The 25,316-nt window shown below is 71.7% G+C and carries 19 protein-coding genes; 8 read left to right on the top strand and 11 right to left on the bottom strand.

Translation table 11 applies throughout. The features are described from left to right. Positions 1–162 precede the first annotated feature (162 nt). Together murJ and ACGF07_RS06625 are read right to left on the bottom strand one after the other, a co-directional pair. On the bottom strand, positions 163–2,637 hold the full coding sequence (gene murJ, locus ACGF07_RS06620) for a murein biosynthesis integral membrane protein MurJ (RefSeq protein ID WP_392895977.1): 2,475 nt from the start codon (positions 2,635–2,637) through the stop codon (positions 163–165). Between the two features lie 58 nt (positions 2,638–2,695). After that, positions 2,696–5,182, bottom strand: coding sequence for a DUF6049 family protein (locus ACGF07_RS06625; protein ID WP_392895979.1), 2,487 nt, complete (start codon positions 5,180–5,182; stop codon positions 2,696–2,698). Positions 5,183–5,572: 390 nt separating this feature from the next. Here ACGF07_RS06625 and ACGF07_RS06630 point away from each other — a divergent pair, with 390 nt between their 5' ends. Beyond that, positions 5,573–6,997 (top strand): CCA tRNA nucleotidyltransferase, encoded by a 1,425-nt coding sequence (locus ACGF07_RS06630; protein WP_392896080.1) that lies wholly within the window; start codon positions 5,573–5,575, stop codon positions 6,995–6,997. Between the two features lie 75 nt (positions 6,998–7,072). On the opposite strand, the gene ACGF07_RS06635 is transcribed toward ACGF07_RS06630, so the two are convergent. From ACGF07_RS06635 to ACGF07_RS06655, 5 genes are all read right to left on the bottom strand, one after another. Beyond that, the gene (locus ACGF07_RS06635; RefSeq protein WP_392895981.1) at positions 7,073–8,086 is read right to left on the bottom strand and encodes a hypothetical protein; all 1,014 of its coding nucleotides are present in this window, start codon (positions 8,084–8,086) and stop codon (positions 7,073–7,075) included. Positions 8,087–8,144: 58 nt separating this feature from the next. Continuing rightward, positions 8,145–8,774 carry a hypothetical protein gene (locus tag ACGF07_RS06640; protein WP_392895983.1) on the bottom strand — a complete coding sequence of 210 codons (630 nt, stop codon included), beginning with the start codon at positions 8,772–8,774 and terminating at the stop codon, positions 8,145–8,147. 135 nt (positions 8,775–8,909) lie between these two features. Beyond that, positions 8,910–10,247 carry an MFS transporter gene (locus tag ACGF07_RS06645; RefSeq protein ID WP_392895985.1) on the bottom strand — a complete coding sequence of 446 codons (1,338 nt, stop codon included), beginning with the start codon at positions 10,245–10,247 and terminating at the stop codon, positions 8,910–8,912. 132 nt (positions 10,248–10,379) lie between these two features. Continuing rightward, a complete protein-coding gene (locus tag ACGF07_RS06650; RefSeq protein WP_350743883.1) occupies positions 10,380–11,462 on the bottom strand; it encodes an inositol-3-phosphate synthase in 1,083 nt (360 codons plus the stop codon). A gap of 127 nt (positions 11,463–11,589) precedes the next feature. Then, positions 11,590–12,285: a PadR family transcriptional regulator gene (locus ACGF07_RS06655; RefSeq protein WP_392895987.1), complete on the bottom strand. Its 696-nt coding sequence runs from the start codon at positions 12,283–12,285 to the stop codon at positions 11,590–11,592. A gap of 514 nt (positions 12,286–12,799) precedes the next feature. On the opposite strand from ACGF07_RS06655, the gene ACGF07_RS06660 reads away from it, so the two are divergent. Both ACGF07_RS06660 and ACGF07_RS06665 read left to right on the top strand, forming a co-directional pair. After that, positions 12,800–15,268: a transglycosylase domain-containing protein gene (locus tag ACGF07_RS06660; RefSeq protein ID WP_392895989.1), complete on the top strand. Its 2,469-nt coding sequence runs from the start codon at positions 12,800–12,802 to the stop codon at positions 15,266–15,268. A 209-nt stretch (positions 15,269–15,477) separates the two neighbouring features. After that, the gene (locus tag ACGF07_RS06665; protein WP_392895991.1) at positions 15,478–17,055 is read left to right on the top strand and encodes a glycosyltransferase family 87 protein; all 1,578 of its coding nucleotides are present in this window, start codon (positions 15,478–15,480) and stop codon (positions 17,053–17,055) included. Positions 17,056–17,083: 28 nt separating this feature from the next. On the opposite strand, the gene ACGF07_RS06670 is transcribed toward ACGF07_RS06665, so the two are convergent. The 3 genes from ACGF07_RS06670 to ACGF07_RS06680 all read right to left on the bottom strand — a co-directional run bounded on the left by ACGF07_RS06670 (position 17,084) and on the right by ACGF07_RS06680 (position 19,749). After that, complete coding sequence (locus ACGF07_RS06670; RefSeq protein WP_392895993.1) at positions 17,084–18,118, bottom strand: alanine racemase; 1,035 nt, start codon at positions 18,116–18,118, stop codon at positions 17,084–17,086. Positions 18,119–18,131: 13 nt separating this feature from the next. After that, positions 18,132–19,250, bottom strand: coding sequence for a peptidoglycan bridge formation glycyltransferase FemA/FemB family protein (locus ACGF07_RS06675; RefSeq protein WP_350743878.1), 1,119 nt, complete (start codon positions 19,248–19,250; stop codon positions 18,132–18,134). A gap of 199 nt (positions 19,251–19,449) precedes the next feature. Then, entirely contained in the window at positions 19,450–19,749 is a 300-nt protein-coding gene (locus ACGF07_RS06680; RefSeq protein WP_350743877.1) for a hypothetical protein, read from the bottom strand. Between the two features lie 316 nt (positions 19,750–20,065). On the opposite strand from ACGF07_RS06680, the gene rpsF reads away from it, so the two are divergent. The 4 genes from rpsF to rplI all read left to right on the top strand — a co-directional run bounded on the left by rpsF (position 20,066) and on the right by rplI (position 21,826). Continuing rightward, a complete protein-coding gene (gene rpsF / locus ACGF07_RS06685; RefSeq protein ID WP_030233085.1) occupies positions 20,066–20,356 on the top strand; it encodes a 30S ribosomal protein S6 in 291 nt (96 codons plus the stop codon). Positions 20,357–20,452: 96 nt separating this feature from the next. After that, on the top strand, positions 20,453–21,046 hold the full coding sequence (locus tag ACGF07_RS06690; RefSeq protein WP_350743876.1) for a single-stranded DNA-binding protein: 594 nt from the start codon (positions 20,453–20,455) through the stop codon (positions 21,044–21,046). A 79-nt stretch (positions 21,047–21,125) separates the two neighbouring features. Continuing rightward, positions 21,126–21,362, top strand: coding sequence for a 30S ribosomal protein S18 (gene rpsR / locus ACGF07_RS06695; protein WP_030059640.1), 237 nt, complete (start codon positions 21,126–21,128; stop codon positions 21,360–21,362). 17 nt (positions 21,363–21,379) lie between these two features. Continuing rightward, complete coding sequence (gene rplI / locus ACGF07_RS06700; RefSeq protein WP_350743875.1) at positions 21,380–21,826, top strand: 50S ribosomal protein L9; 447 nt, start codon at positions 21,380–21,382, stop codon at positions 21,824–21,826. 73 nt (positions 21,827–21,899) lie between these two features. On the opposite strand, the gene ACGF07_RS06705 is transcribed toward rplI, so the two are convergent. Continuing rightward, the gene (locus tag ACGF07_RS06705; protein WP_392895996.1) at positions 21,900–23,237 is read right to left on the bottom strand and encodes an MATE family efflux transporter; all 1,338 of its coding nucleotides are present in this window, start codon (positions 23,235–23,237) and stop codon (positions 21,900–21,902) included. A gap of 530 nt (positions 23,238–23,767) precedes the next feature. Here ACGF07_RS06705 and dnaB point away from each other — a divergent pair. After that, positions 23,768–25,303: a replicative DNA helicase gene (gene dnaB / locus ACGF07_RS06710; protein WP_392896082.1), complete on the top strand. Its 1,536-nt coding sequence runs from the start codon at positions 23,768–23,770 to the stop codon at positions 25,301–25,303. The last annotated feature ends 13 nt before the right edge of the window (positions 25,304–25,316 follow it).

Consider the following 25,316-nt stretch of genomic DNA (forward strand, 5'->3'; position numbering starts at 1 on the left):
GAGAGATGTGGTGCAGATCCGACACCGGGCCGCCACCTTGTGGGCCCGGGAGGCCCGGGCGGAGGCAGCGGCACGGCATTCGGCCGGACGGGCGGAGGCGGTGGGTCGCCCCGGTTGACGTCCGGTCAGGACGCCCGCCCGTCCGGCCGGTTGGCGCGGTGGTCAGCGACCCAGTCGGCCGCGGACCATGCCCAGCATGGCGTTCATCTCCTCGATCCGCAGGCGCTTTGCGATGAACACAAACACCACCAGCTGGAGGCCGCCGGCCAGGACCACCGACAGCACGCTGCCCGCCCAGCCGCCGAGCACCTGCTGGACCGCCAGGCTGACGCCGAGGCCGACCGCCGCGGCCGGGACGCAGGCGGCGGCCAGCCGGCTGTACGTCTTGCCGATCCGCTTGGTGTCCAGCCCGCCGATCTTCTTCTTCAGCTTCGGCACCGCCACCGTCACTCCGACGGCGTAGGCGAGGCCGTAGCCGAAGGCCATGCCGGTCACCGTCCACTGCGAGGGCAGCGCGACCCAGCAGGCCAGCGAGAAGCCGGCCTGGCAGACGGCCACCCAGACGGTGTTGGAGAACGGCGTCCGGGTGTCCTCGTAGGCGTAGAAGCCGCGCAGCATCACGTACTGGGCCGAGTACGGGATCAGCCCGAGTGCGAAGGCCGAGAGCATCAGGCCGACGTTGGTCGCGTTCTCCAGGGCCTTGTCGCCGCCGCCGACCGCGTAGATCGAGCGGCCGATCGCCGGGCCGAGCGCCAGGAACAGGAAGGCCGCCGGGACGACCGCCACCGCGGTGGTGCGCAGCCCGTACGACAGGTCGTCGCGGACGGCGCCGGCGTCCTCGTCGGCCGCCGCCCGGGAGAGCCGGGGCAGCACCGCGCTCATGATCGAGACGGTGATGACGGCCTGCGGGAGCTGCCAGATCAGCAGGGCGTTGGAGAAGGCCGACAGGCCGACACCGCCGTGACCGCCCCGCTCGGCGGCGCTGCCGGCGGCGGTGGCCAGCTGGGTGATGACCAGGTACCCGGCCTGGTTGGCGAGCACGAAGAAGAAGGTCCACTTGGCCAGCCGGGCGGCCTTGCCCAGGCCGTGGCCGCGCCAGTCGAAGCGCGGCCGGAAGCGGAACTCCGCGGCCCGCAGGTACGGGATCATCGCCAGCGACTGGACCACCAGGCCGAGCAGGGTGCCCAGGCCGAGCAGTCGGACGCCCTCCGGGGAGATGTTCTCCGGGGTGACCTGGGTGCCGTCGTAGCCGCCGTAGACCCAGATGTACGCACCGAAGGTGAAGATCACCACGATGTTGTTGAGGACCGGGGTCCACATCATCGCGCCGAACCGCCCGCGGGCGTTCAGGATCTGGCCCATCACGACGTGGACGCCCATGAAGAAGATGGTCGGCAGGCAGTACCGGGCCAGCGCCACCGTGGTGTCGGCCCGGGCCGGGTTCGACATCATCGGGTGCGCGATCAGCTGCACCAGCAGGGGCGCCCCGAGCACCGCCAGGAACACCACGCCGCCGAGCCCGACCATCACCAGGGTGAGCAGCCGGCTGGCGTAGGCGGTGCCGCCGTCCTCGTCGTTCTTCATGCTGCGCACCAGCTGCGGCACGAAGACCGCGTTCAGCGCGCCGCCGCCGATCAGGATGTACAGCAGGGTCGGCAGGGTGTTCGCCGCGTTGTACGAGTCACCCATGACCGCGATGCCGATCGCACCGGCGATCACCATCGTCCGCAGGAAGCCGGTGCCCCGGGAGACCAGGGTGCCGGCCGCCATGATCGCGCTGGAGTTCAGCAGGCTGGCGACCTTGCCGCCGCCCCCGCCGGAGGCCTGGGCCTGCTCCTGCGGCCGGGCCGCGCGCTCCTCGGCGTGGTCGCGGTGGTCGTCGAGCGGCTCGACCGCCGGGGGGACCGCCACGGCGGCCACCTGCATGGTGGCCTCCTCCTCGGAGAGCGGGGGGTCGAACTCGATCGGGGGGACGAACGGGCGCTGCCCCTCCGGGCCGCCGTACAGCGGCTGCCCGGGGTAGCCGCCCGCCGGCGGGTACAGCGTGGCCGGGGGCACGGGTGCGGTCGGCTGGGCCGGGGCGGGCTGGGGCACCGGCGGCTGGGCCGCCGCCTCCGCCTGGTGGCCGCCGAACAGCGCGTCCACCCCGACGTACTCGGTGGTCTCGCTGTCCCAGGCCGAGTGCGCCGGGCCCGGCGCCCACTGCGGTCCGGGCTGCTCGGCGCTCCCCCACGGGCCGCCGGCCGGGGCGGTCGGCTGCTGCTGCGGCCAAGCGGCTTGCGGGGCGGCCTGGGCCGTCTGCGGGGCGGCCTGCGCCGGGGTGTCCCAGCCGGGCTGCACCGGGGGCACCGGGGGCGTGAACGGGGCCGGCGCCGGGGGCACCGGCGTCGGGTAGCCGCCGCCCTGCGGCGGAAGCTGCGGCGGCACGTCGTACGCGGTGGCCGGCGGCTGCGGCGCCGCGGGCCGGTCGGCCCGCAGGCCGTACGGGTCCTGGTCGTCCTGCGGGGTCCCGTACGCCTCGGCGGCGTACGGGTCCTGGGCGTAGGTGTCGGCCACGTACCAGTCGCCGGACGGCGACTCGGCGCCCGGCCGGCTCTCACCGCGGCCCGGCGGCCGCTCCTCGCTGCGCCCGGTCATGTCACCTCTTCGCTGTCGTGGGGGGAGGCCGGCCCGGCGTTGCGGGGGGTCGGCGGCATCAAGGACCAACCTTCTCATCACTGGCGGCCCGATCCCGGCCATCCGGGCTGCTGGCGCGCGGTGTCTGCGTGGGACCGCCCTCGTCGGTGTCCTGCCCCGGGCGTCCCGTCGGCCCTTCCTCCGGCCCCTCCCCCGGAGCCTCGGACCCCGCCTCGGCGGCGGCGCTCCCGGCGCCGTCCGGCGCGGGGCCGTCCCCGACCGGCTGGTCGCCGTCCTCGTGCGGCTGCCCGCCGCGGCGCTTGCGCTGGCGGACGAAGCGCAGCGCGGCCAGCAGCAGCAGGACCCCGGCACCGGCGAAGACGTACAGCACCCCGTTGGTCACCGAGGTGACCTCGACCGGGAAGGTCGCCGCGGGGCCGTACTTCTGCGGGTTGGGGCCGGTGGTCCAGAGCTGGGCGGTCATGGTGACCGGCCCGTTGTTGCGGGCCGCGGCCTGGAACCGCAGGGTGACGCTCTGCGAGGCCGGGATGACCAGTTCCTCCTCCTTGCTCACCGACAGCCTGTTCGGCTGGGTGGACGTGAGCACCAGCTTGAGGTTGGTGACCGTCTGGGTGAGGTCGTTGGTCACGCTGACCTGGAGCAGGCCGGTGTTCCCGGCGAGGGTGACCGCCGTCTTCTGCGGCACCTTGACGGCGTTGGTGAGGTCCGCCAGGTAGGTGGCGACGCCCTCGCGGTAGGCGTCGCCCGCGGCTCCCGTGGTCCGCCACTCGGTGGACAGCGAGCGGACCATGGCGGCGCTGAACGGGCCGCGCACCCGCTGCGGCAGGGTGAGCACCCGCATCAGGGTGTCCAGGTCGCGCTGGATCTTGTCGGTGCCGCTCAGGTCGAAGGCCGACAGTTCGCTGGCCCGGACCTGGGTCGGGTAGTCGGTCGGGGAGGGGACGGTGGTGTTGGCCTTCGGATCCGGCGCGGACTGCGCCAGGGTGTCCAGCTTCACCGGTGCCAGCCACTTGTCGCCCGCCGTCTGCAGCGCACCGGCCAGCACCTTGGCGGTGGCGGCGGACAGCTCGCGCGGGGGCATGATCAGCAGTCCGCGCTGGTTCTGCGGCTGCTCGTGGGTGATCGTGAAGGTCTCGGCGAGGAAGCGCTGGGTCGCCTCGGTCTGGTCCTTCGGGCTCGTGAGGTCCTTCTGGAAGAGCGCGGAGACCGTCTCGTCGGCGACCAGGGCGTTCTGCCCGTTGCCGATCGGGCGCACCGCGGTCGGGGTGTAGTTCACCGAGTCCGGCTCCGGCATGCTCGCGCCGTTGACCAGCACCAGCCCGCTGCCGGCCTGCCGGGCGATGCCGGTGATCTGCTGGTCGACGTAGCCCTGGTACGGCCAGGACACGTCGGAGCGGGTGTCCGCCGACAGCCGGCCCTCGACGGTCAGCCGGCCGGCGGTGGCGGCCTTGTTCAGCGCGGTCGCCATCCCGGCCAGGTCGGCGCCGTTGTGCGCGATCGAGGCGAGGTCGGGGTCGGCGTAGGGCAGCGCGACCACCTGGTTCCCCGGCTTGGCGACGGCCGCGCGCAGCTTGTCCAGCCAGGCCGCGGCGGCGGCCGAGCCGGTGCCGGCGACGGTGTTGTCGTCCCGGGCGGGCTTGCCCGCCGCCGCGCCCGGCTTCTGCACCCGGTACTGCTTGTTGGTCATCGCGAACGCGGCGTCCAGCAGGTCCGGGTCGACCACCCAGGTGAGACCGGACAGCTTGGCGCCGGTGTCCACCAGCTCGTACAGCCGGCCGCCCGGGGCGAAGTCGGTGGCCAGGCTGTCGTCGCGCAGCACCGGAACGGTCTGGTCGTTGTCGGCGACGGTCTGCGCGGCCAGCACCGGCGCGTGCACCAGCGGCCAGAGCGCGGTGACCTTCGTCGGCTGGGCGTCGCCGCCGCCCTGGCTGTACGGCAGGTAGGTGCGGGCGACGCCCAGCATCCGGTCGTGCGGGTTGTCGGCGGTCGCGCCCCAGGCGTCGACCGCGAGCTCGTAGACGCCGCTGTCGGACAGCCCGAGGTCGCTCACCGCGACGCTCAGGGTGTACGCCTGGGTCTGGCCGGGGTTCAGCTCCGGCAGGGCGTACTGCGGGCTGTCCAGCTCCACGCCCGGGGCGTTGCGGGTGGTCATCAGCTGCAGCTCGCTGCGTCGCTGCATCGGCTTGGCGGCCGGCTTGCGGATCGCCGCGTGGGCGCCCTTGAGCGCCGACTTGCCGCCGTTGGTGACGTGCCCGCTGATGGTGACGGTGCCGTTCGGGGCGGCGACCTGCGGATTCACCGACTCCATGGTCAGCACCACCGGGGAGTCGGCGGTCGCCGTGGCGTCGCCGCCGGCCGGCAGCGCCGTCGCCGGAGCCGCCGCGAACAGGGCCAGCGCGGCCCCGAAGGCGGCGGCGAGACGGCGGGCGCGGCGGCCCGGACTCCGTCCGTCGGCGGAGCCGCCCGCAGGGGGTTCGGCGGGGCCCGCGGCCCGTCCAGGCTGTCGGTGCGCCCCCAGGCCCGAGTGCCGTGCCGGCTCACTCACTCGTTTCGCCCTCGCCGTTCTCGATCGATCGCTCGCTGCTGATGCTGTCCGCCCGGCGCTGGCGCCCGGCGTTCCCCGCTCGACGTACTTCGCTTGACGTACTTCGCTGACGTACTCCGCTTGACGCTGCTCGCCGCACTGCCGCCGCGGAGGGTTCCGTCGGCTCCGGCGGCGCGCGACACCGCATCCCCGGTCCGGTGCGCGAGACTCGTCCACCGGCATGGTAACGATCCAGCCAGGCGTGCAGTGTTGCGGGCTGTGAGCTGAGACGCCCAAAACGCGCGGGCGGTTGACCTTCCGGGGCACGTACCCTTGTGAGCCGTGTCCACTGCCAATGAGTCCACCGCGCGCACCGACCGTTCCGACACCGCCGTCCAGGTCGTCCCAGGCCTGAGCGAGGCCCAGACCCTCGGGCTGCAAGAGCTGCTGCGGGTGTCGCCGGTCGCCGACGAGATCGCCCGGCGGTTCCAGGGCGCCGGTCACCGGCTGGCGCTGGTCGGCGGCTCGGTGCGGGACGCGCTGCTCGGCCGGCTGGGCAACGACCTGGACTTCACCACCGACGCCCGCCCGCAGCAGGTGCTCAAGCTGGTCAAGGGCTGGGCGGACGCGGTCTGGGACGTGGGCATCGCCTTCGGCACGGTCGGCGCCCGCAAGGACACCCCCGAGGGCTCCTTCCTGATCGAGATCACCACCTACCGCTCCGAGGCGTACGACCGCACCTCCCGCAAGCCCGAGGTCACCTACGGGGACACCATCGAGGAGGACCTGGTCCGCCGGGACTTCACGGTCAACGCGATGGCCGTCGACCTGCCGGGCCGCGGCTTCGTCGACCCGCACCACGGCCTGGAGGACCTGGAGGCCCGGGTGCTGCGGACCCCCGCCACGCCCGAGGAGTCCTTCTCCGACGACCCGCTGCGGATGATGCGGGCCGCCCGCTTCGCCGCCCAGCTGGACTTCGACCCGGCACCCGAGGTGGTCGCCGCGATGACGGCGATGGCCGAGCGGATCACCATCGTCTCGGCCGAGCGGGTGCAGGCCGAGCTGAACAAACTGCTGCTGGCCAAGCACCCGGTGAAGGGGCTGCGGCTGCTGGTCGACACCGGCCTGGCCGAGCACGTGCTGCCCGAGCTGCCCGCGCTGCGGCTGGAGCGCGACGAGCACCACCGCCACAAGGACGTCTACGAGCACTCGCTGACCGTCCTGGAGCAGGCCGTCGCGCTGGAGCAGGACGGCCCGGACCTCACCCTGCGCCTGGCCGCGCTGCTGCACGACATCGGCAAGCCGCGCACCCGGCGCTTCGAGCCGGACGGCCGGGTCTCGTTCCACCACCACGAGGTGGTCGGCGCCAAGATGACCCGCAAGCGGATGCGGGAGCTGAAGTACTCCAAGGAGCTCACCGAGGACGTCTCGCGCCTGGTCGAGCTGCACCTGCGCTTCCACGGCTACGGCGGCGGCGAGTGGACCGACTCCGCGGTGCGCCGCTACGTGACGGACGCGGGGCCGCTGCTGGAGCGCCTCCACAAGCTGACCCGCTCGGACTGCACCACCCGCAACCGCAAGAAGGCCGCCGCACTGTCGCGCACCTACGACAGCCTGGAGGAGCGGATCGCCGAGCTGAAGGCCCAGGAGGAGCTGGACGCCGTCCGCCCCGCGCTGGACGGCAACCAGATCATGGAGCTGCTCGGGCTCAAGCCCGGCCCGCAGGTCGGCAAGGCGTACAAGCACATGCTGGAACTGCGGCTGGAGCACGGCCCGATGGAGCACGACGAGGCGGTGGCGGCGCTGCGGTCCTGGTGGGCCGCGCAGCAGGGCTGACGTCCGGTCACGACACGAGGGGTGGCCCCGGCACTCGGCCGGGGCCACCCCTCGCGTCGCTCGGGCGCCGAGCTTCTAGGTGAGCTGCTTGAGGCAGAGCACGTAGTCCAGGGCCGGCAGGTTGGGGTGCTTGCTGGTGTACCAGCTGTCCGCCTTCGGCTGCTTCTCGCAGACCTTCTCGTCGGAGGTGGCGAAGTACTTGTACACCACCTTGTACTGGGCCTTGGAGTCGGTGCAGGGCAGCACGCTGACCTTGGGGTGGTTGTCGGTGGTCTCGCTGGTGCCGTTCTCGTTGCGCAGGCAGTCGCCGACCTTGGCGGAGTCGGGGGCGCCGTCCGAGGAGTCGCTGGGGGTGGTGACCGGCGGCACGGTGATGCTCGGCATCGGCGGCAGGCTGAAGCTCGGCGCGGGGAAGGTCGGCGCGGTGAAGGTCGGCATCGGCAGCGGCTTCGACGAGAACGTGAAACCCGTCGGCGCCGGCCCCGGGTACGCGGTGTCGTGGTCGTTCTTCGGGCCGAGCGCACCGGTGGCCGCCAGGAGCACCGTGACCACCAGCGACAGCGGGACCAGCAGCCCGACCAGGTGCGGCCGCCGGCCGAGCGGGACGCCCGGGTCGAGCTGCGGGCCGTGGGTGCCCGGGACGGGCGGGGGCAGCCGCTTGATCCGGCCGTTCGCGGCCAGGTTCATCAGCAGGGTGATCGGCGCCAGGATCAGCGACGCCGGGCTCCACCAGCCCTGGGCCATGGTCCGGGCCGACATGTCGCGCACGGTGGCCGTGCCGCAGGTGCGGCAGAACGGGCCGTGCATCCGCAGCATCCGGTAGGCCAGGACGAGGCCCTGGTGGCCGCGGACGGTGGCGTTCACCGCCGGGTAGCCGCCGCACAAGCGGCAGGTCCGACCGTCCGCCGGGCCCGGCGGCGGGTACCCGTAGCCGTAGCCGGGCGGCTGGGCGCCGTACGGCTGCTCCGGCGGCGGGGCGCTCGGGTAGCCGTACCCGGGCTGGCCCGGCGGCGGCGGTGGGGCGGGCGGGCCGTACGGGCTGCCGCCGGCGTAGGGGTTGCCGTCGCCCGGCGGGGGGCCGTACGGCATCTGGGGCGGAGGCGGAACGGACAAGTGGTCCCCCCGGGAAGGGTGTTGGTTGACGGTGTCAGGACTTCTTCACCGGCGGGTTGCCGGTGGTGCTGGGGCCGGTGGGGGTCAGCGGCCCGAGGCAGAGCACGTACCGCGTGGTGTTCCAGCGGCGGCCGCTCTTGCCCGAGACGGTGCTCGTGGTCTGCGGCGTCTGCCGGCAGCGGGTCACGTCGGTGGTGCCGGTGAACTTCGCCAGCACCCGGTAATTCGCCGCGGGGTCCGTGCACTTGACGATCTTGACGTCGCTCCGGCCGCTCGCCCGGACGCAGTCGCCGACCTTGGCGCTGCTGACGCTCGGTCCGGCCACGAAGTAGGCGGCGGCCAGGGCGGCGCAACCGCCGACGGCGCCGACGATCCGCAGCTTGGACCGGGCGCCGCGCTTGGCGGGCGCGGCCGGGGGCGTCGGGCCGGCCTGCGAAGGGCCGTACGGCCCGGCGTACGGCTGCTGCGCGTACGGCTGCTGCGGCGGGTACGGCTGCGGCTGTCCGTAGGGCGCCTGGGGGTACGGGGCCTGCCCGTAGGGTGCCTGGGCGTAGGGCTGCTGCCCGTAGGGTGCCTGGCCGTAGGCCGGCGGTGGCGGCCCGAAGCCGGGCGGCGTCGCCGGGGCAGGCGGCGGTGGCCCGTACGGGCTGGGCGGTGTGCTCATCAGTTCGTCCCCCGAGACCAAGTGCTGTCGTTCCGACAGGTCTAGGTACCTTAGCGACAGAGTCGGACGCAATCGGCCGACGGGTTGCGGGGGGACTTCGGGACCGGGCGGTTTCGATTCCGGGACACGACGGTTTCAGAGCGGCCGGTCACCCGGCAGCGGACCGGACCGCCGGGCGGCCCGCAGGTAGAGCGCCGCGGTGAGCGCGTACACCGCCGCCACGCCGGCGACCACGCCGGCCGAACGGCCGGACAGCGGCAGCACCAGCGCGGTCACCAGGGCGGCGGCCACGAAGGCGACGTTGAACAGCACGTCGTAGATGGCGAAGACCCGGCCGCGGTACTCGTCCTCGACCGACTCCTGGACCACGGTGTCGGCGCAGATCTTGGTGCCCTGGGTGACCACCCCGAGCAGCAGCGCCGCGATCAGGCAGGGCACCGGGGCGAAGAACAGGCCCAGCGCGGGCACGAAGACGACGGGGGCGACCAGGCAGACCGTCATCCAGCCGGCCAGCCCCAGCCGCCGGGTGCACCAGGGGCTGACCACGGCGGCGGCGAAGAACCCGGCCGCGGACAGCCCGACCGCCTGGCCGAGGGTGGCGAGCCCGGCCGCGCTGTCGGCGGGGTCGTTGAAGGTGTACCGGGCGAGCATCACCACCACCACGATCAGCACGCCGTAGCAGAACCGGGCGGCGGTGACGGCGGCCAGCGCGTGCACGGCCGTCCGGCAGTCCCGGCGCAGGTGCCGCACGGCGGCGCCCAGTTCGACGGCGGCCCGCACCAGCGCCTGGCCGAGCGCCGGGTGGTCACCCTGCTTCTCCGGGCCGAGCAGGTCGCGGTCCATCCGGCGGGCGGCCAGCGCGGCCGACAGGTAGAGCAGCGAGGCGACCGTGACCAGGGCGGCGTCCGCCCGCGGACCGGGGGCCATCACCTGGTGCAGCAGGAACCCGATCCCCCCGCCCGAGGCGGCGGCGACGGTGCCGAGGGTGGGCGAGAGCGCGTTGGCGGTGACCAGCTGGTCCTGCTCCACCACCCGGGGCAGGGCGGCGGACAGCCCGGCCAGGATGAACCGGTTGAGCGCGGTGACCAGCAGCGCGGAGGCGAAGAACAGCCAGGTCGGTGCCTGGACCAGGAGCAGCGCTCCGGTGCCCAGGCCCAGCCCGAAGCGGGCCAGGTTGCCGAAGTAGAGCACCTGGCGGCGGCGCCAGCGGTCCAGCAGCACCCCGGCGAACGGGCCGATCACCGAGAACGGCAGCAGCATCACGGCCAGCACCGAGGCGATGTCGGCGGGGGAGGACTGCTTCTCGGGGGAGAAGACCACGTAGGCGGCGAGCGAGACCTGGAAGACGCCGTCCGAGAGCTGGGAGAGCACCCGGGCGGTCAGCAGTCGCCGGAAGTCCCGGCCCCGGAGCAGACCGAGGAGCGTGGCGCGGTGCGCGGACTGGTGGGTGCTGCCGTTCTCGGTGATCGCCACCCGCCCAGGGTGCCATGGAACGGGGGACCGTTTCACGTGAAACATTCGCTGCGGAAACGTGAAGGGCTCACGATCCGGTGATCGTGAGCCCTTTCCGGGAGCTATGAGCAGTCAGCTCACGTGCTCAGCGCTTCAGCGCTCGACCTCGCCGCGGATGAACTTCTCGACGTTCTCCTTGGCCTCGTCGTCGAAGTACTGCACCGGCGGGGACTTCATGAAGTAGGAGGAGGCCGACAGGATCGGGCCGCCGATGCCGCGGTCCTTGGCGATCTTCGCGGCGCGGACGGCGTCGATGATGACACCGGCGGAGTTCGGGGAGTCCCAGACCTCGAGCTTGTACTCCAGGTTCAGCGGGACGTCGCCGAACGCGCGACCCTCCAGGCGGACGTAGGCCCACTTGCGGTCGTCCAGCCAGGCCACGTAGTCCGAGGGGCCGATGTGGACGTTCTTGGAGCCCAGCTCGCGGTCGCGGATCTGCGAGGTGACGGCCTGGGTCTTGGAGATCTTCTTGGACTCCAGGCGCTCGCGCTCGAGCATGTTCTTGAAGTCCATGTTGCCGCCGACGTTCAGCTGCATGGTGCGCTCGAGGATGACGCCGCGGTCCTCGAAGAGCTTGGCCATCACGCGGTGCGTGATGGTGGCGCCGACCTGCGACTTGATGTCGTCACCGACGATCGGCACGCCGGCCTCGGTGAACTTGTCCGCCCACTCCTTGGTGCCCGCGATGAACACCGGCAGGGCGTTCACGAAGGCGACCTTGGCGTCGATGGCGCACTGGGCGTAGAACTTGGCCGCGTCCTCGGAACCGACGGGCAGGTAGCAGACCAGGACGTCGACCTGCTTGTCCTTGAGGACCTGGACGACGTCCACCGGGGCCTCGTCCGACTCCTCGATGGTCTCCCGGTAGTACTTGCCCAGGCCGTCGAGGGTGTGGCCGCGCTGGACGGTCACGCCGGTCGGCGGGACGTCGCAGATCTTGATGGTGTTGTTCTCGCTGTTGCCGATGGCGTCGGCCAGGTCGAAGCCGACCTTCTTGGCGTCGACGTCGAACGCGGCGACGAACTCCACGTCACGGACGTGGTAGTCACCGAACTGGACGTGCATCAGCCCGGGGACCTTGCCGGCCGGGTCGGCGTCCTTGTAGTACTCGACACCCTGCACCAGCGAGGCGGCGCAGTTGCCCACGCCGACGATGGCTACGCGAACCGAACCCATTTCCGGTTGCTCCCTGTGATCTCATGAGGACCGCCGGAACCGGCGGTACTCGTCCTGCATGTTCGATGACTGCTTGTACGGGCGCGAGGCGCCCACTCCTGCCGCGCGGCACAGGGCTGACGCGGTGTCAGCGCTCCTGGGAGGAGCGCCCCGGGCGGTCGTACGGTGGCCCGGACGGGTCCGGGGACCCGATCTCCTGGCCACGGCCGTCCGAAGTCTTCTGGGGTCCGGCGGCGCCGCCGGTGGCGGATCCGGTCCGGCCGGTGCGGTTGGCCCGCTCGGTCTCGATCAGCTCGTTGAGCCACCGGACCTCGCGCTCCACCGACTCCAGTCCGTGCCGCTGGAGTTCGACGGTGTAGTCGTCGAAGCGTTCGCGGGCGCGGGCGAGCGAGCTGCGCATCCGCTCCAGGCGCTCCTCCAGCCGGCTGCGGCGACCCTCCAGGACGCGCATCCGGACCGCTCGGTCGGTCTGGCCGAAGAAGGCGAAGTGGACGCCGAAGCGCTCGTCCTCCCAGGCCTCCGGCCCGGAGTCGGCGAGCAGCTCCTCGAAGCGCTGCTTGCCCTCGGGCGAGAGCCGGTAGACGATCTTCGACCGCTTGCCGTTGAGCGCGGTGGCCGGGACGTACTCGACGTCCGGGTTGTCCTCGACCAGGAAACCCTGGGCGACCAGGCTCTTCAGACAGGGGTAGAGCGTTCCGTAGGAGAGCGCCCGCAGCGCTCCGAGCAGGATGTTGAGCCGCTTGCGCAGCTCGTAGCCGTGCATCGGGGCGTCGTGGAGCAGCCCGAGAACGGCGAACTCCAGCACTCCTGAGCGCCTGCCCACTGCCGTCGTCCTCCTCCCTCTCGACCCGCTCCCGGCCGCTGCATCCGGCGGTATGCCGTTTCGATGTATCGGCTCGATATATCGAGAACAGTAAACCCGACCCCCGGAACCGGCAAGGGGGGCACGCGTGAATGTGATCACAAGCCGACGCGCGGGTGGGCTTGGCAACGGGCGTGTAATGATCTGTCGCCGTTTTGCGGTTATTAGCGATTGATGCCCGATTAGTTGTGTTTCCCCGCTGCGTACGCTGTCGCGTGTGCACGAGGACCAACCTCCGGGGTTAGGGCGGTCCGGGCATCGGACGTGAACCCTGCCTTCAGGCTGGAAAGGCCTGGCGAGGAGTGGCTGGAACATGAGCGAGCGACGGCGACGGACGCCCAACCCGGGCGGTGACGGGCAGCAGCCCCCGGGGGGCGGTGGCCGTCGGGGTGGACCCGGTCCCGACGAGCTGAGCTCGGACGGACTCGGCCGCCGGCGCCCGCCGGGCGTCCGGGAGACCGCTCAGCAGCCCCGGATGACCCGTGCGGAGATGCGCAAGGCCGCGCAGAAGAAGGGCAAGGGAGGCGGTGGCCGGCGCGGTGGTGCCGGCGCCTCCGCGGCCGCGGCCGCCGACCCCGGCAAGAAGCGCTTCATCGACTACCCCCGGTGGGGCAAGACCGGCGTCCGGCGCTGGCTGCCGTCCTGGAAGCAGTGGCTGAGCGCCTTCCTGCTGTTCTTCGCCACCGGCGTGGGCGTCGTGTTCTACCTGTACCAGACCACCGAGGTCCCCCAGCTCAAGGACCTGGTGAAGGAACAGAACACGATCTACTACTGGGCCGACGGCAGTGAGATGACCCGCAAGGGCGACACCAACCGCCAGATCGTCGAGCTCGACGACATGAGCCCCTACCTCCAGAACGCCGTCATCTCCGCGGAGAACGAGACGTTCCGCACCGACAGCGGCATCGACCCCAAGGGCATGCTGCGCGCCGTCTACAACATGGCGAAGGGCGGTGAGACCCAGGGCGCCTCGACCATCACCCAGCAGTACGTCAAGAACGCCTACCTGAGCCAGGAGCAGACCCTCAGCCGCAAGCTGAAGGAGTTCTTCATCACGCTGAAGGTCAATCAGCAGATGAGCAAGAACGACATCCTCAAGAGCTACCTGAACACCAGCTGGTTCGGCCGCAACGCCAACGGCGCGCAGGCCGCCGCCCAGGCGTACTACGGCGTCAACGCCAAGGACCTGAACCTCTGCCAGAGCGCGATGCTGGCCGGCCTGCTGAAGGGCGCGAACTACTACGACCCCTCCAAGCCGGCCAACCACGACCGCGCGGTGGACCGCTGGAAGTGGATCCTGGACCGGATGGTGGCGACCAAGAACGTCAGCGCGGAGGAACGGGCCAAGTGCACCACGTTCCCCGAGCCGATCCCGGTCAAGCCCAGCTCCAACATGAACGGCGAGATCAGCTACCTGGTCGACACCGTCAACCAGTACGTGATGGCCACCGACAAGACGATCACCCAGCAGATGATCGACAAGGGCGGCCTGAAGATCTACACCACCTTCGAGAAGGACAAGGTCGACGCCCTCAAGAAGGCCGTCGACGACGTCAAGGCGGAGAACCTCAACCCGCAGAAGCGCCCGGACAACGACACCTTCATCCAGTTCGGCTCGGCCAGCATCCGCCCCGGTGACGGCGCGATCGTCGCCCTCTACGGCGGCGACGGCGTGGAGAACGGCCACTTCGACAACAACGCCAACGCCACCGGCGTCCAGGTCGGGTCGACCTTCAAGCCGTTCGTGCTGGCCACCGCGATGCAGGTGGGCGTGCAGACGGCGAAGGGCGACGACGGCAAGCCGAAGCGGATCAACGCCGACAGCCGCTACCTCTCCGACGACCTCTCCGAGATCCGCAAGCCGGACGGGTCGCTGGTGATCGGCGACGACGGCAAGCCCTACCGGCAGAAGAACGAGGACAGCGGCAAGCGCGGCTACGTCTCGCTCCGGCAGGCCATGCAGTACTCGTACAACGTGCCCTTCGTCCAGCTGAACCAGGACGTCGGCGGCTCGAACGTCGCCGACATCGCCGTGCAGATGGGCATCAAGCGGGAGAGCCTGGCCGACCCGAAGACCCTGACCTTCCCGCTCGGCACCTCCACCATCAGCCCGATCCGGATGGCCACCGCCTACGGCACCTTCGCGGCCAGCGGCAAGGAGGCCGAGCCCTACTCGGCCACCAAGGTCGAGGTGGACGGCAGGGAGCGCCCGGGCTTCGGCAAGAAGGACACCAAGGTCGCGCTGGAGCCCGCCGTCGCCGACAACGTCACCGACGTGCTGGTGAACGTGGCCAAGAACGGTACGGGTACCAAGACCAACTCGCTGGGCCGCCCGGTGGCCGGCAAGACCGGTACCACCGACCAGAACAAGTCGGCCTGGTGGGTCGGCTACACCCCGCAGCTGGTGACCAGCGTCGCGATGTGGCGCGAGGACCCCGCCAAGCACGACCGGCTGTCGCTCAACGGCACCGGCGGCAAGGAGTCCATCCACGGTGGTGACATCCCGACCGACGTCTTCACCCGGTACATGAAGGCCGCGCTGGCCAACGAGAAGAAGCTGGACTTCCCGAGCCCGCAGCCCGTCGGCACCGAGGTGGACTCCTCGGGCGCGCCGTCCACGGCCACGGCCACGGCGACCCAGGCGCCGACCGAGACGCCGTCGGCCCCGGCGCAGACCCAGACCCAGCCGGCCCAGCCGCAGCCCAACCAGCCCCAGCCGCCGCAGCCCACCCAGGGCGGGGGCTGCGTGCAGGGCGTGGACTGCCCGCCGACCCAGCCGCCGACCCACCCGGGCAGGCCGACGCCGACGGACACCTGCTTCATCCTCAGCTGCACGACGCCGACCCCGACCGGCAGCTCGGGTGGCGGCGGCAGCGGCAAACCGACCGGCAAGCCCACCGCGACCAGCACCGGCGCGGCCCAGGGCGCCGGGGCGGGCGGGTAGCGGCCCGAGCGCGGACGGCGCGGCGGCGCCCGGTACGGCGCTACGGCCCGGCGACGCGATCACGACGGCGGTGGCGGTCCTCCACGGAGGGCCGCCACCGCCGTTTCGTCACGTTTCGCCGGCCGCGCCCCCTCCGTACCACCCGTACCGCCAGGGCCGCCGCGGGGTCCTCCTCGTCCCGGCGCATCCGGTGCGGCAGGATGTCCGGCATGACGTCGAGCGATCGTGACGAAACCGCGGGCCCGCACGGGTCCGGCGCCGCCGCAGGGCCCACCCCGGCAGCCGTCGCCACGCCCGCGCCGCCGGCCAACACCGTGGTCGTCCCGGCCGACGAGGACCGGGTGGCGGCGGCCGGCAGTGAGGTGTTCGGCGGCCCGCCCGGCCGCCGGGCGCTGCTCGGCGTCTCCTGGTGGATCCCGGCGCGCTTCCTGGCGCTCGTGGTGATCGTGGTCTCCGTGCTCGGCATGGTGCACGACCTGCCCTGCTACCAGCAGGCCTGGTTCCAGCCCGGCTCGCCGCAGTACATCCACGCCTGCTACAGCGACATCCCGCACCTGTTCTCCGGGCGCGGCTTCGCGGCCGGGCTGCACCCCTACGTGGACCGCATCCCGGGCAGTTCGGGGGACCTCCAGTACCTCGAGTACCCGGTGCTGACCGGCCTGTTCATGCAGGTCGCGGCCTGGCTGACACCGGGCGGCGGCACCCAGCAGGACCAGGAGCAGTGGTTCTGGGCGATCAACGCCGGGCTGCTGATGGCCTGCGCGGTGGTCGCCGTGGTGGCGCTGTCGCGCACCCACCGCCGCCGGCCCTGGGACGCCCTGCTCTTCGGGCTCTCGCCGGTGCTGCTGCTCAACGGCACGGTCAACTGGGACCTGCTCGCCGTCGCCCTGGCGGCCGTGGGGATGGCCTGGTGGGCAAGGTCCCGCCCGGGCTGGGCCGGGGTGTTCATCGGCCTGGCCACCGCGGCCAAGCTCTACCCGCTCCTGCTGATCGGCCCGCTGCTGGTGCTCTGCTGGCGGGCCGGGAAGTGGCGCGAGTTCCGGGTGGCGCTGGGCGGTGCGGTGGGCGCCTGGCTGGTGGTCAACCTGCCGATCATGGCGGCCAACTGGCAGGGCTGGTCGACCTTCTACGTCTTCAGCGAGCACCGCGGCGAGGACTACGGCTCGTTCTGGCTGATCCTGATGCAGAACCGCGGCGTGGGGCTGGCCGACCTCGACCTCTACATCGGGGTGCTGATGGTGCTGGGCTGCGCGGCCATAGCGTGGCTGGGCCTGTCCGCACCCCGGCGGCCGCGCTTCGCGCAGCTCGCCTTCCTGGTGGTCGCCCTGTTCGTCCTGGTCAACAAGGTGTACTCGCCCCAGTACGTGCTCTGGCTGCTGCCGCTCGCGGCGCTGGCCCGGCCGCGCTGGCGGGACGTCCTCGTCTGGCAGGCCTGCGAGGTGCTGTACACCCTGGGCATCTGGTCCCACCTGGGCTTCGTGACCGGGCCCAAGCAGCACGGGATCGGCGAGTCCTGGTACCACTTCGCGATCGTGCTGCACCTGCTCGGCACGCTCTACCTGGTCGGGCTGGTGGTCCGGGACGTCCTCCACGCGGACCGCGACCCGGTCCGCTGGGACGGCAGCGACGACCCCTCCGGCGGGGTGCTGGACCGCGCCCCGGACGTGACCGTGCTGGGGACCGCCCGACGGCTGCGCGAGGAGGAGAGCTACGCCGCCTACGCGCCGGCCGGCCCCGAGCAGTGGCTGGAGAAGCCAGGACCGTCGGAGCCGGCCGAGCGGCCGTGAGCGCGCTGAGCACCCCCGAGGGGGATGCTCAGCGGTCCACCACGCGGTCGAAGTGGGTGGTGGTGTGCCGGACCTGGAGGCCCAGCTCGTCGCCGATCGCGGGCGGCTCGGTCTCGCCGTCCAGGAACAGCAGGGAGACCTGCATGTGCGGCGGCTCGGCGAACCAGAGCTGCTTGCCGGCCCAGTGGAACGGCGACTTGGTCTTGTTGACGGTCGCCAGACCGGCCCGGGCGATGCCCTTGGCCCGGGCGCCCATGCTCGCCACGTACTTGGGGGCCTCCAGGCCGATGCCGTGCGCGGTGCCTCCGGCGACCACCAGGATGTGGCCGTCGGAGGGCGCCGGGTGCTGGCGGTAGCCGTAGCGGTCCCCCTTCCTGACCGGGGTGACGTCCAGCACCGTGGCCCGGACCTCCAGTGCGGCGTGGTCGCCCAGCCAGAGCCGGGTGCCGATCCGGGCCCGGAAGACGGTGCCCGGGTATCGCTGGGCCAGCTGGTCCATGCCGGCCGCGCCGAGGTGGCTGACGAAGACGGTGTGCACCGGGATGCCGGCCGCCCGGGCGGTGTCCACCCAGTACGCGACCTCCTCGACCGGGCTGGAACCGTCCGGCCGGTCCATCGGCAGGTGCAGCGCCAGGCCCTCGAAGGAGACCCCGTCCAGCTCGGCGGCCACCGTCCGCAGGTCGTCCGCGCTCACGCCGTGCCGGCGCATGGTGGTCATGCACTCCAGCACCACCCGGGCGCCGTGCAGCGCGCGCAGCGCGTCCACGCTGGCCACCGTCCGGATCACCCGGGCGTGCGGCAGCGGGAGCACCTCCTCGCCGACCCGGTACGGGGTGAGCACCAGCAGCTCGCCGCCGTACCACTCGGCGGCGTCGGCCGCCTCGTAGGCGGTGCCGACGGCCAGCACACCGGTGCCGAGCAGTGTCGCCTCCTCGGCCAGCCGGTGGTTGCCCAGCCCGTAGCCGTTCCCCTTGGCGACGGGCACCAGGCCGGGGAACTCGGACAGCACGGACCGCTGGTGGGTGCGCCAGCGTTCGGTGTCGAGGTAGAGCGACAGTGTCATCGGGTCAGTCTCCTCAGCGGCGGGACATGTAGAGGTCGAGGGCCTTGTGCAGCAGCTTGTTCAGCGGGAAGTCCCACTCGCCGAGGTACTCGGCCGCCTGGCCGCCGGTGCCGACCTTGAACTGGATCAGACCGAACAGGTGGTCGTTCTCGTCGAGGGTGTCGCTGATGCCGCGCAGGTCGTACACACCGCCGCCGAGGGCGTAGGCGTCGCGCATCATCCGCCACTGGATCGCGTTGGAGGGCTTGACCTCGCGCTTGTGGTTGGCCGAGGCGCCGTAGGAGTACCAGACGTGCTCGCCGACCACCAGCATCGTGGTCGAGGCCAGCGGCTCGCCCTCGTGGTAGGCGATGTAGAGCCGCATCCGGTTGGGGTCCTCGGCGTTGAGGGCGTTCCACATCCGCTGGAAGTAGGCCAGCGGGCGCGGGGTGAACCGGTCGCGCTCGGCGGTCACCAGGTAGAGCTGGTGGAAGATCGGCAGTTCGTCGTAGCCGCCCTGGACCACCTCGACGCCGCTCTTCTCGGCCTTCTTGATGTTGCGGCGCCAGAGCTGGTTGAAGCCCTTCTGGATGTCGTCCAGCGAGCGGTTGGCCAGCGGCACCTGGTACACGTAGCGCGGCTGGACGTCGCCGAAGCCCGCGCCGCCGTCCTCGCCCTGCAGCCAGCCGGCCTTGCGCAGCCGGTCGGCCACCTCGAAGGCGCGCGGCTCGTACCAGTCGGCCTCGATGTCGCGCAGGCGCTTGGCCTGCTTGGCGGCGATGGCCTCCTTGATGGTGGGGGCGTTCCACCGGCGGATGACCACCGGCGGGCCCATCTTCACGGAGAACGCGCCCTGGGACTTCAGGTGGGCCAGCATCGGGGAGAGCCAGCGGTCGAGGTCGCGGTCGAACCAGTCGATGACCGGGCCCTCGGGCAGGTAGGCGAGGTAGCGCTTGACCTTGGGGAGCTGGCGGTAGAGCACCAGGCCGGCACCGACCAGCTGGTTCTGCTCGTCGAACCAGCCGATCGACTCGGAGCGCCACTCGGCCTTCACGTCGCCCCAGGCCGGCACCTGCATGTGGCTGGCCGAGGCGCGGCTCCTGATGAAGGCGAGGTGCTCCTCGCGGGTGATCGTCCTCAGGCGCAGGCTCATTGCTCGGTGCTCCTCGTCGGTCGGGCTGCGGTGGCCCCAGGTTCTCGGGCTGACCTTATCGTCCGGGACCCGCCGGCCCGCCGCTGCGGGCACGACGGCGCCCCCGTCGCGTACCTGTCTTCTCTGCAGATACGCGACGGGGGCGCCGAGGGTTCCTGGGCCGGGCCCGAACGGGGTTCCGCACGGGCTCCGACGGGCCTCAGCCCACCAGGCCGCCGCGGGCGATGCCGAGGTAGAAGCCGATCGCGGAAGCGCCGAGCGTGATCATCAGGACGAAGCGCTCGGCGGTGGTCACCGAGACGAACATCCCCCAGAGCCCGGTGACGATCCCGGCGAGGCCGGTCCACGAGGTCAGCACGTGCAGGTTGTAGAAGAACGACGTGGTGAAGGCGATGACTCCCAGGACGGCGGTGAGCGCCACCAGGGTGTTCTCGCGGGGGTGCGGGTGGCCGTCGGTGTTCAGCGTGAGCGCGGGCATGCGATGGACGGACTGGGCCATGAATCCCACCTCCTGGCGTGGAGACGAACGGGCAGGAATCCCGTTCCGTCCAGATTGCGGCGGTTGGGTCGCTCTCACAACCCCTATGCGTTTTGTTCGGCCGTCCGGGTGCAGGTAGGCTGTGCCGTCTGCACTGGTGTAGTTGTGCCCCCTTGCGCCCTCTTCCGGGTGACACCCGATCCCGGGTGTGCGGGGCCGACTGTCGGACCCGGCCGCTACGGTGAGCCGGTGTCGTCACCGCCGGTGCCGACGCAACGCACAACCCTCCTGCCACGGAGAGACCGTGGCCGCTGAGTCCAAAGGAGGTGGGTTACTCATGCGTCACTACGAGGTGATGGTCATCCTCGACCCCTCGGTCGAGGAGCGCGCTGTCTCCCCCCTGATCGAGAACTTCCTCACCGTCGTCCGCAACGGCGGCGGCAAGGTGGAGAAGGTCGACACCTGGGGTCGTCGCCGTCTGGCTTACGAGATCAACAAGCAGTCCGAGGGCATCTACTCAGTCATCGACCTGAAGGCCACGCCTGAGGTCGTCAAGGAGCTCGACCGCCAGATGGGCCTGAGCGAGTCGGTTCTGCGGACCAAGGTCCTGCGCCCGGACACCCACTGAGCCACCTCTGAGGCCTTCGGGTCTCGGGTAGCTCGCGACCGCTGTTTCACGTGAAACAGCGGTGAACGGACATCTTCCCGAGAGGTCATCACCACCATGGCAGGCGAGACCGTCATCACCCTCGTCGGCAATCTCGTCGACGACCCCGAGCTGCGCTTCACCCCGTCGGGTGCGGCGGTCGCGAAGTTCCGTATCGCGTCCACCCCCCGCACCTTCGACCGCCAGACGAACGAGTGGAAGGACGGCGAGAGCCTCTTCCTCACGTGCAACGTCTGGCGTCAGCCGGCGGAGAACGTGGCCGAATCGCTGCAGCGCGGCATGCGCGTCATCGTGCAGGGCCGACTGCGCCAGCGGTCTTACGAGACCAAGGAAGGCGAGAAGCGGACGGTCTTCGAGGTCGAGGTCGACGAGGTCGGCCCGAGCCTGCGGTCGGCGACCGCGAAGGTCACCCGGGCCAACCGGTCCGGCGGCCCCGGTGGCGGCTTCGGCGGCCAGCAGGGTGGCGGCCAGGGCGGTTGGAACGGCGGTGGCGGCCAGCAGGGCGGCGGCGGCTGGGGTGGGAACTCCGGCGGCGGTCAGTCCGGCCCCTCCGACGACCCGTGGGCGTCCAGCGCCCCGTCCGGCGGCAACCAGGGCGGCGGCTGGGGTGCCCCGTCCGGTGGCGGCTACTCGGAAGAGCCCCCGTTCTAAGAGCTGACAGATTTCGTGCGGCCCGGCCGCCGGCGTCCTCGGACGCCCGCCGGGCCGTGAACCCCAAATGGAGCACACCATGGCGAAGCCGCCTGCTCGCAAGCCGAAGAAGAAGGTTTGCGTCTTCTGCAAGGACAAGGTCAACTACGTTGACTACAAGGACACGAACCTGCTGCGGAAGTACATCTCCGACCGCGGCAAGATCCGTGCCCGCCGGGTGACCGGCAACTGCACCCAGCACCAGCGTGACGTCGCCACGGCCGTGAAGAACAGCCGTGAGATGGCGCTGCTGCCCTACACCAGCACCGCGCGCTAAGAGAGGGTGACCGAGTAATGAAGATCATCCTCACGCACGAGGTGCCGGGTCTCGGCTCCGCCGGCGAGGTCGTCGAGGTCAAGGACGGCTACGCCCGCAACTACCTGGTCCCGCGCGGCTTCGCCATCCGCTGGACCAAGGGCGGCCAGAAGGACGTCGACGCCATCCGTCGCGCCCGCAAGATCCACGCGATCCAGACCCTCGAGGCCGCCAACGAGGTCAAGGGTCAGCTCGAGGGCGTCCAGGTCAAGCTGGCCGTCCGCTCGGGCGACGCCGGCCGCCTGTTCGGCTCGGTGACCCAGGCCGACGTCGTCGAGGCCATCAAGGCCGCCGGCGGCCCGGTCGTGGACAAGCGCGCCGTCGCGATCGCCTCGCCGATCAAGACCGTGGGCTCCCACAAGGTCTCGGTCAAGCTGCACTCCGACGTCGTGGCCAACCTCGACGTCGCCGTCGTGGCCGCCTGAGTCCCGTAGCAGTGGCCCGAGGGCCGGACTCCCCCCGGGGAGTCCGGCCCTCGGTCGTTCCCGGAACCGGCGGTCAGGAGCGGACGGCCCCGGTGACCAGCCAGCGGCCACCGCGGGCGCGGGCCACCAGGAACACCGCGCGGACCAGCATGAACAGGTTCATCGCCCACCAGAGCCCGGCCAGCCCGGTGCCGGTGGCCGGCACCGCGACCGCCACCGGGACGAAGACCGCCAGGGTGGCGAGGGCGGCCCGGGCCAGGTACGGCCCGTCCCCGGCGCCCACCAGCACGCCGTCCAGCACGAAGACCAGGCCGGACACCGGCTGGCTGAGCGCGAGCAGCAGCAGGGCGGTGTCCAGCTGCCCCTGCACCGCCGGGTCGGGCGTGAAGAGCGGGACGTACAGCGGCCGGGCGAGCACCACCAGCAGGCCCAGCACCACCCCGGAACCGATGCCCCACTCGACCATCCGCCGGGTCGCCGCCCTGGCTCCCGGCACGTCCGAGGCGCCCAGGTAGCGGCCGATGATGGCCTGCCCGGCGATCGCGATGGCGTCCAGCGCGAAGGCCAGGAAGTTGAACAGCGTCATGGTGATCTGGTGCGCGGCCACCTGGTCGTCGCCGAGCCGGGCGGCCACCGCGGTGGCGATCATCAGCACCGCGCGCAGGCTGACCGTCCGGACCAGCAGCGGGCCGCCCGCCCTGGCGCCGGCCCGGATGCCCGCCGCGTCCGGCCGCAACGACGCCCGCTCCCGGCGGGCGCCGCGGACCACCACGGCCAGGTAGACGGCGGCCATCCCGGTCTGCGCCAGCACCGTCCCCCAGGCCGAGCCGGCCACGCCGAGCCCGGCACCGTACACCAGCCCGGCGTTCAGCCCGATGTTGGCGGCGAAGCCCGCGACGGCCACCAGCAGCGGGGTGCGGGTGTCCTGGAGGCCGCGCAGCACGCCGGTGGCGGCCATCACCAGCAGCATCGCCGGGATGCCCAGCGAACTGATCCGCAGGTAGGTCACCGTGTACGGCGCGGCGGTGGGCGAGGCACCCAGCAGGTCGGCCACCCAGGGGGCGAGCAGCAGGGTGAACAGGACCACCGGGACGGCAAGGCCGAGGGCGAGCCACAGTCCGTCGACGCCCTGCTGGACGGCGCCCCGGCGGTCCCCGGCGCCGATCCTGCGGGCGACCGCGGCGGTGGTGGCGTAGGCGAGGAAGACGAACACCCCGGTCGCGGTGGAGAGTGCGGCGGAGGCCACGCCGACCCCGGCGAGCTGGGAGGTGCCGAGGTGGCCGACGATCGCCGAGTCGGCCAGCAGGAACAGCGGCTCGGCGACCAGCGCGCCGAAGGCCGGCACGGCCAGGGCGAGGATCTCGCGGTCGTGCCGGCGGCCGGGGCGCGGCACGGTGGGGGCGGCGGTCATGGGCTCCAGGGTACTCATCCACAGGTAACGACCGCTAGCCATTGGCAGTCATTACTCGAAACCTTGAGCGAGGAGCTTCGGCCGCCGGGCGCCCACAGTCCCCCGGTGGCGTGTGAAGAATTTCTCATGCACAGGCCCGGAAAGAGGTAACCGCAGGTCAGCCGGTTGACAGCGGGGCGATCGTCCGGTTATCCACAGACCCTTCCACAGGGGTGTCCACAGCTTTGCGGCAGTTTTCCACAGGCCAGGGCCGCTCATCCACACCCCCTGTGGATAACCGCCTTGGCGCAGGGGCTTCCAGCGCCTTAGCGTGGGCCGTCCGCCCGACACTCCCACCGCCCCGGCGTCCGATTTGTCGGTGCCGTGGCGTACAAAGAGGAGCGGCTCCGCTCCACCCAGCCACCGGCAAGGCCCAGCTCCAACTCGCACGACTCGCTGATCGGGGAACACGCGTGACCGGCCCCCAGTACGACGACCACGACGCCCCGCCGCCGGAGGAGGACTGGCCGACCGCAGAGGACCCGTTCCCGGTGAGCGCGTTCGACGGCGCACCCTTCCCGGACGGCCCGAGCGACCGGCTCCCCGTCACCCGCAACCGGAGCGGCCAGGGCGGCGGCCGGGACGAGGGCTTCCGCAAGGGCGGTGGCGGCTTCAACAACAACGGCTTCAACAACAACGGCAAGAAGGGTGACCGCCGGGAGGACCGCGACCGCCGCGAGGACGGTGGCGGCGGCGTCGACGGCTTCGAGCGCGTCCCCCCGCAGGACCTCGCCGCCGAGCAGTCCGTCCTGGGCGGCATGCTGCTCTCCAAGGACGCCATCGCCGACGTCGTCGAGGTGCTCAAGCCCGCCGACTACTACCGGCCCGCGCACGAGCTGATCCACGGCGCGATCCTCGACCTCTACGCCCGCGGCGAGCCGGCCGACCCGATCACCGTGGCCGGCGAGCTGACCAAGCGCGGCGAGCTGCAGCGCGTCGGCGGCGCCTCCTACCTCCACACCCTGGTCAACTCCGTCCCGACCGCCGCCAACGCCGAGTACTACGCCCAGATCGTCCACGAGCGGGCCGTGCTGCGCCGGCTGGTCGAGGCCGGCACCCGGATCGCCGGCATGGGCTACGCGGCGGAGGGCGACGTGGACGAGATCGTCAACGCCGCCCAGGCGGAGATCTACGCCGTCACCGAGCAGCGCACCAACGAGGACTACGCGCCGCTGTCGGACATCATGGAAGGCGCCCTCGACGAGATCGAGGCGATCGGCTCCCGGCAGGGCCAGATGTCCGGCGTGCCCACCGGCTTCGCCGACTTCGACCAGCTCACCAACGGACTGCACCCCGGCCAGATGATCGTCATCGCGGCCCGCCCCGCGATGGGCAAGTCCACCCTCGCGCTGGACTTCGCCCGGGCCTGCTCGATCCACAACGGCCTGCCGAGCGTGATCTTCTCGCTCGAGATGGGCCGCAACGAGATCGCCATGCGCCTGCTCTCCGCCGAGGCCCGGGTCGCGCTGCACCACATGCGCTCCGGCAACATGACGGACGACGACTGGACGCGGGTCGCCCGCCGGATGCCGGACGTCTCCAACGCCCCGCTCTACATCGACGACTCGCCGAACCTGTCGATGATGGAGATCCGCGCCAAGTGCCGCCGCCTCAAGCAGCGCAACGACCTCAAGCTGGTCGTCATCGACTACCTCCAGCTGATGCAGTCCGGCGGCTCCCGCCGGGCCGAGAGCCGTCAGCAGGAGGTCTCGGACATGTCCCGGAACCTCAAGCTGCTGGCCAAGGAGCTGGAGATCCCGGTCATCGCGCTCTCCCAGCTGAACCGTGGCCCGGAGCAGCGCACCGACAAGCGGCCGATGGTCTCGGACCTGCGCGAGTCCGGCTCGATCGAGCAGGACGCCGACATGGTCATCCTGCTGCACCGCGAGGACGCGTACGAGAAGGAGTCGCCGCGCGCGGGCGAGGCCGACCTGATCGTCGCCAAGCACCGCAACGGCCCGACCGCCACCATCACGGTGGCCTTCCAGGGCCACTACTCGCGCTTCGTCGACATGACCCGGGACTAGGGAACCTCCGGCG

The organism is Kitasatospora sp. NPDC048194 (genome assembly GCF_043202455.1).
In the GTDB taxonomy this organism is placed as follows: Bacteria; Actinomycetota; Actinomycetes; order Streptomycetales; family Streptomycetaceae; genus Kitasatospora.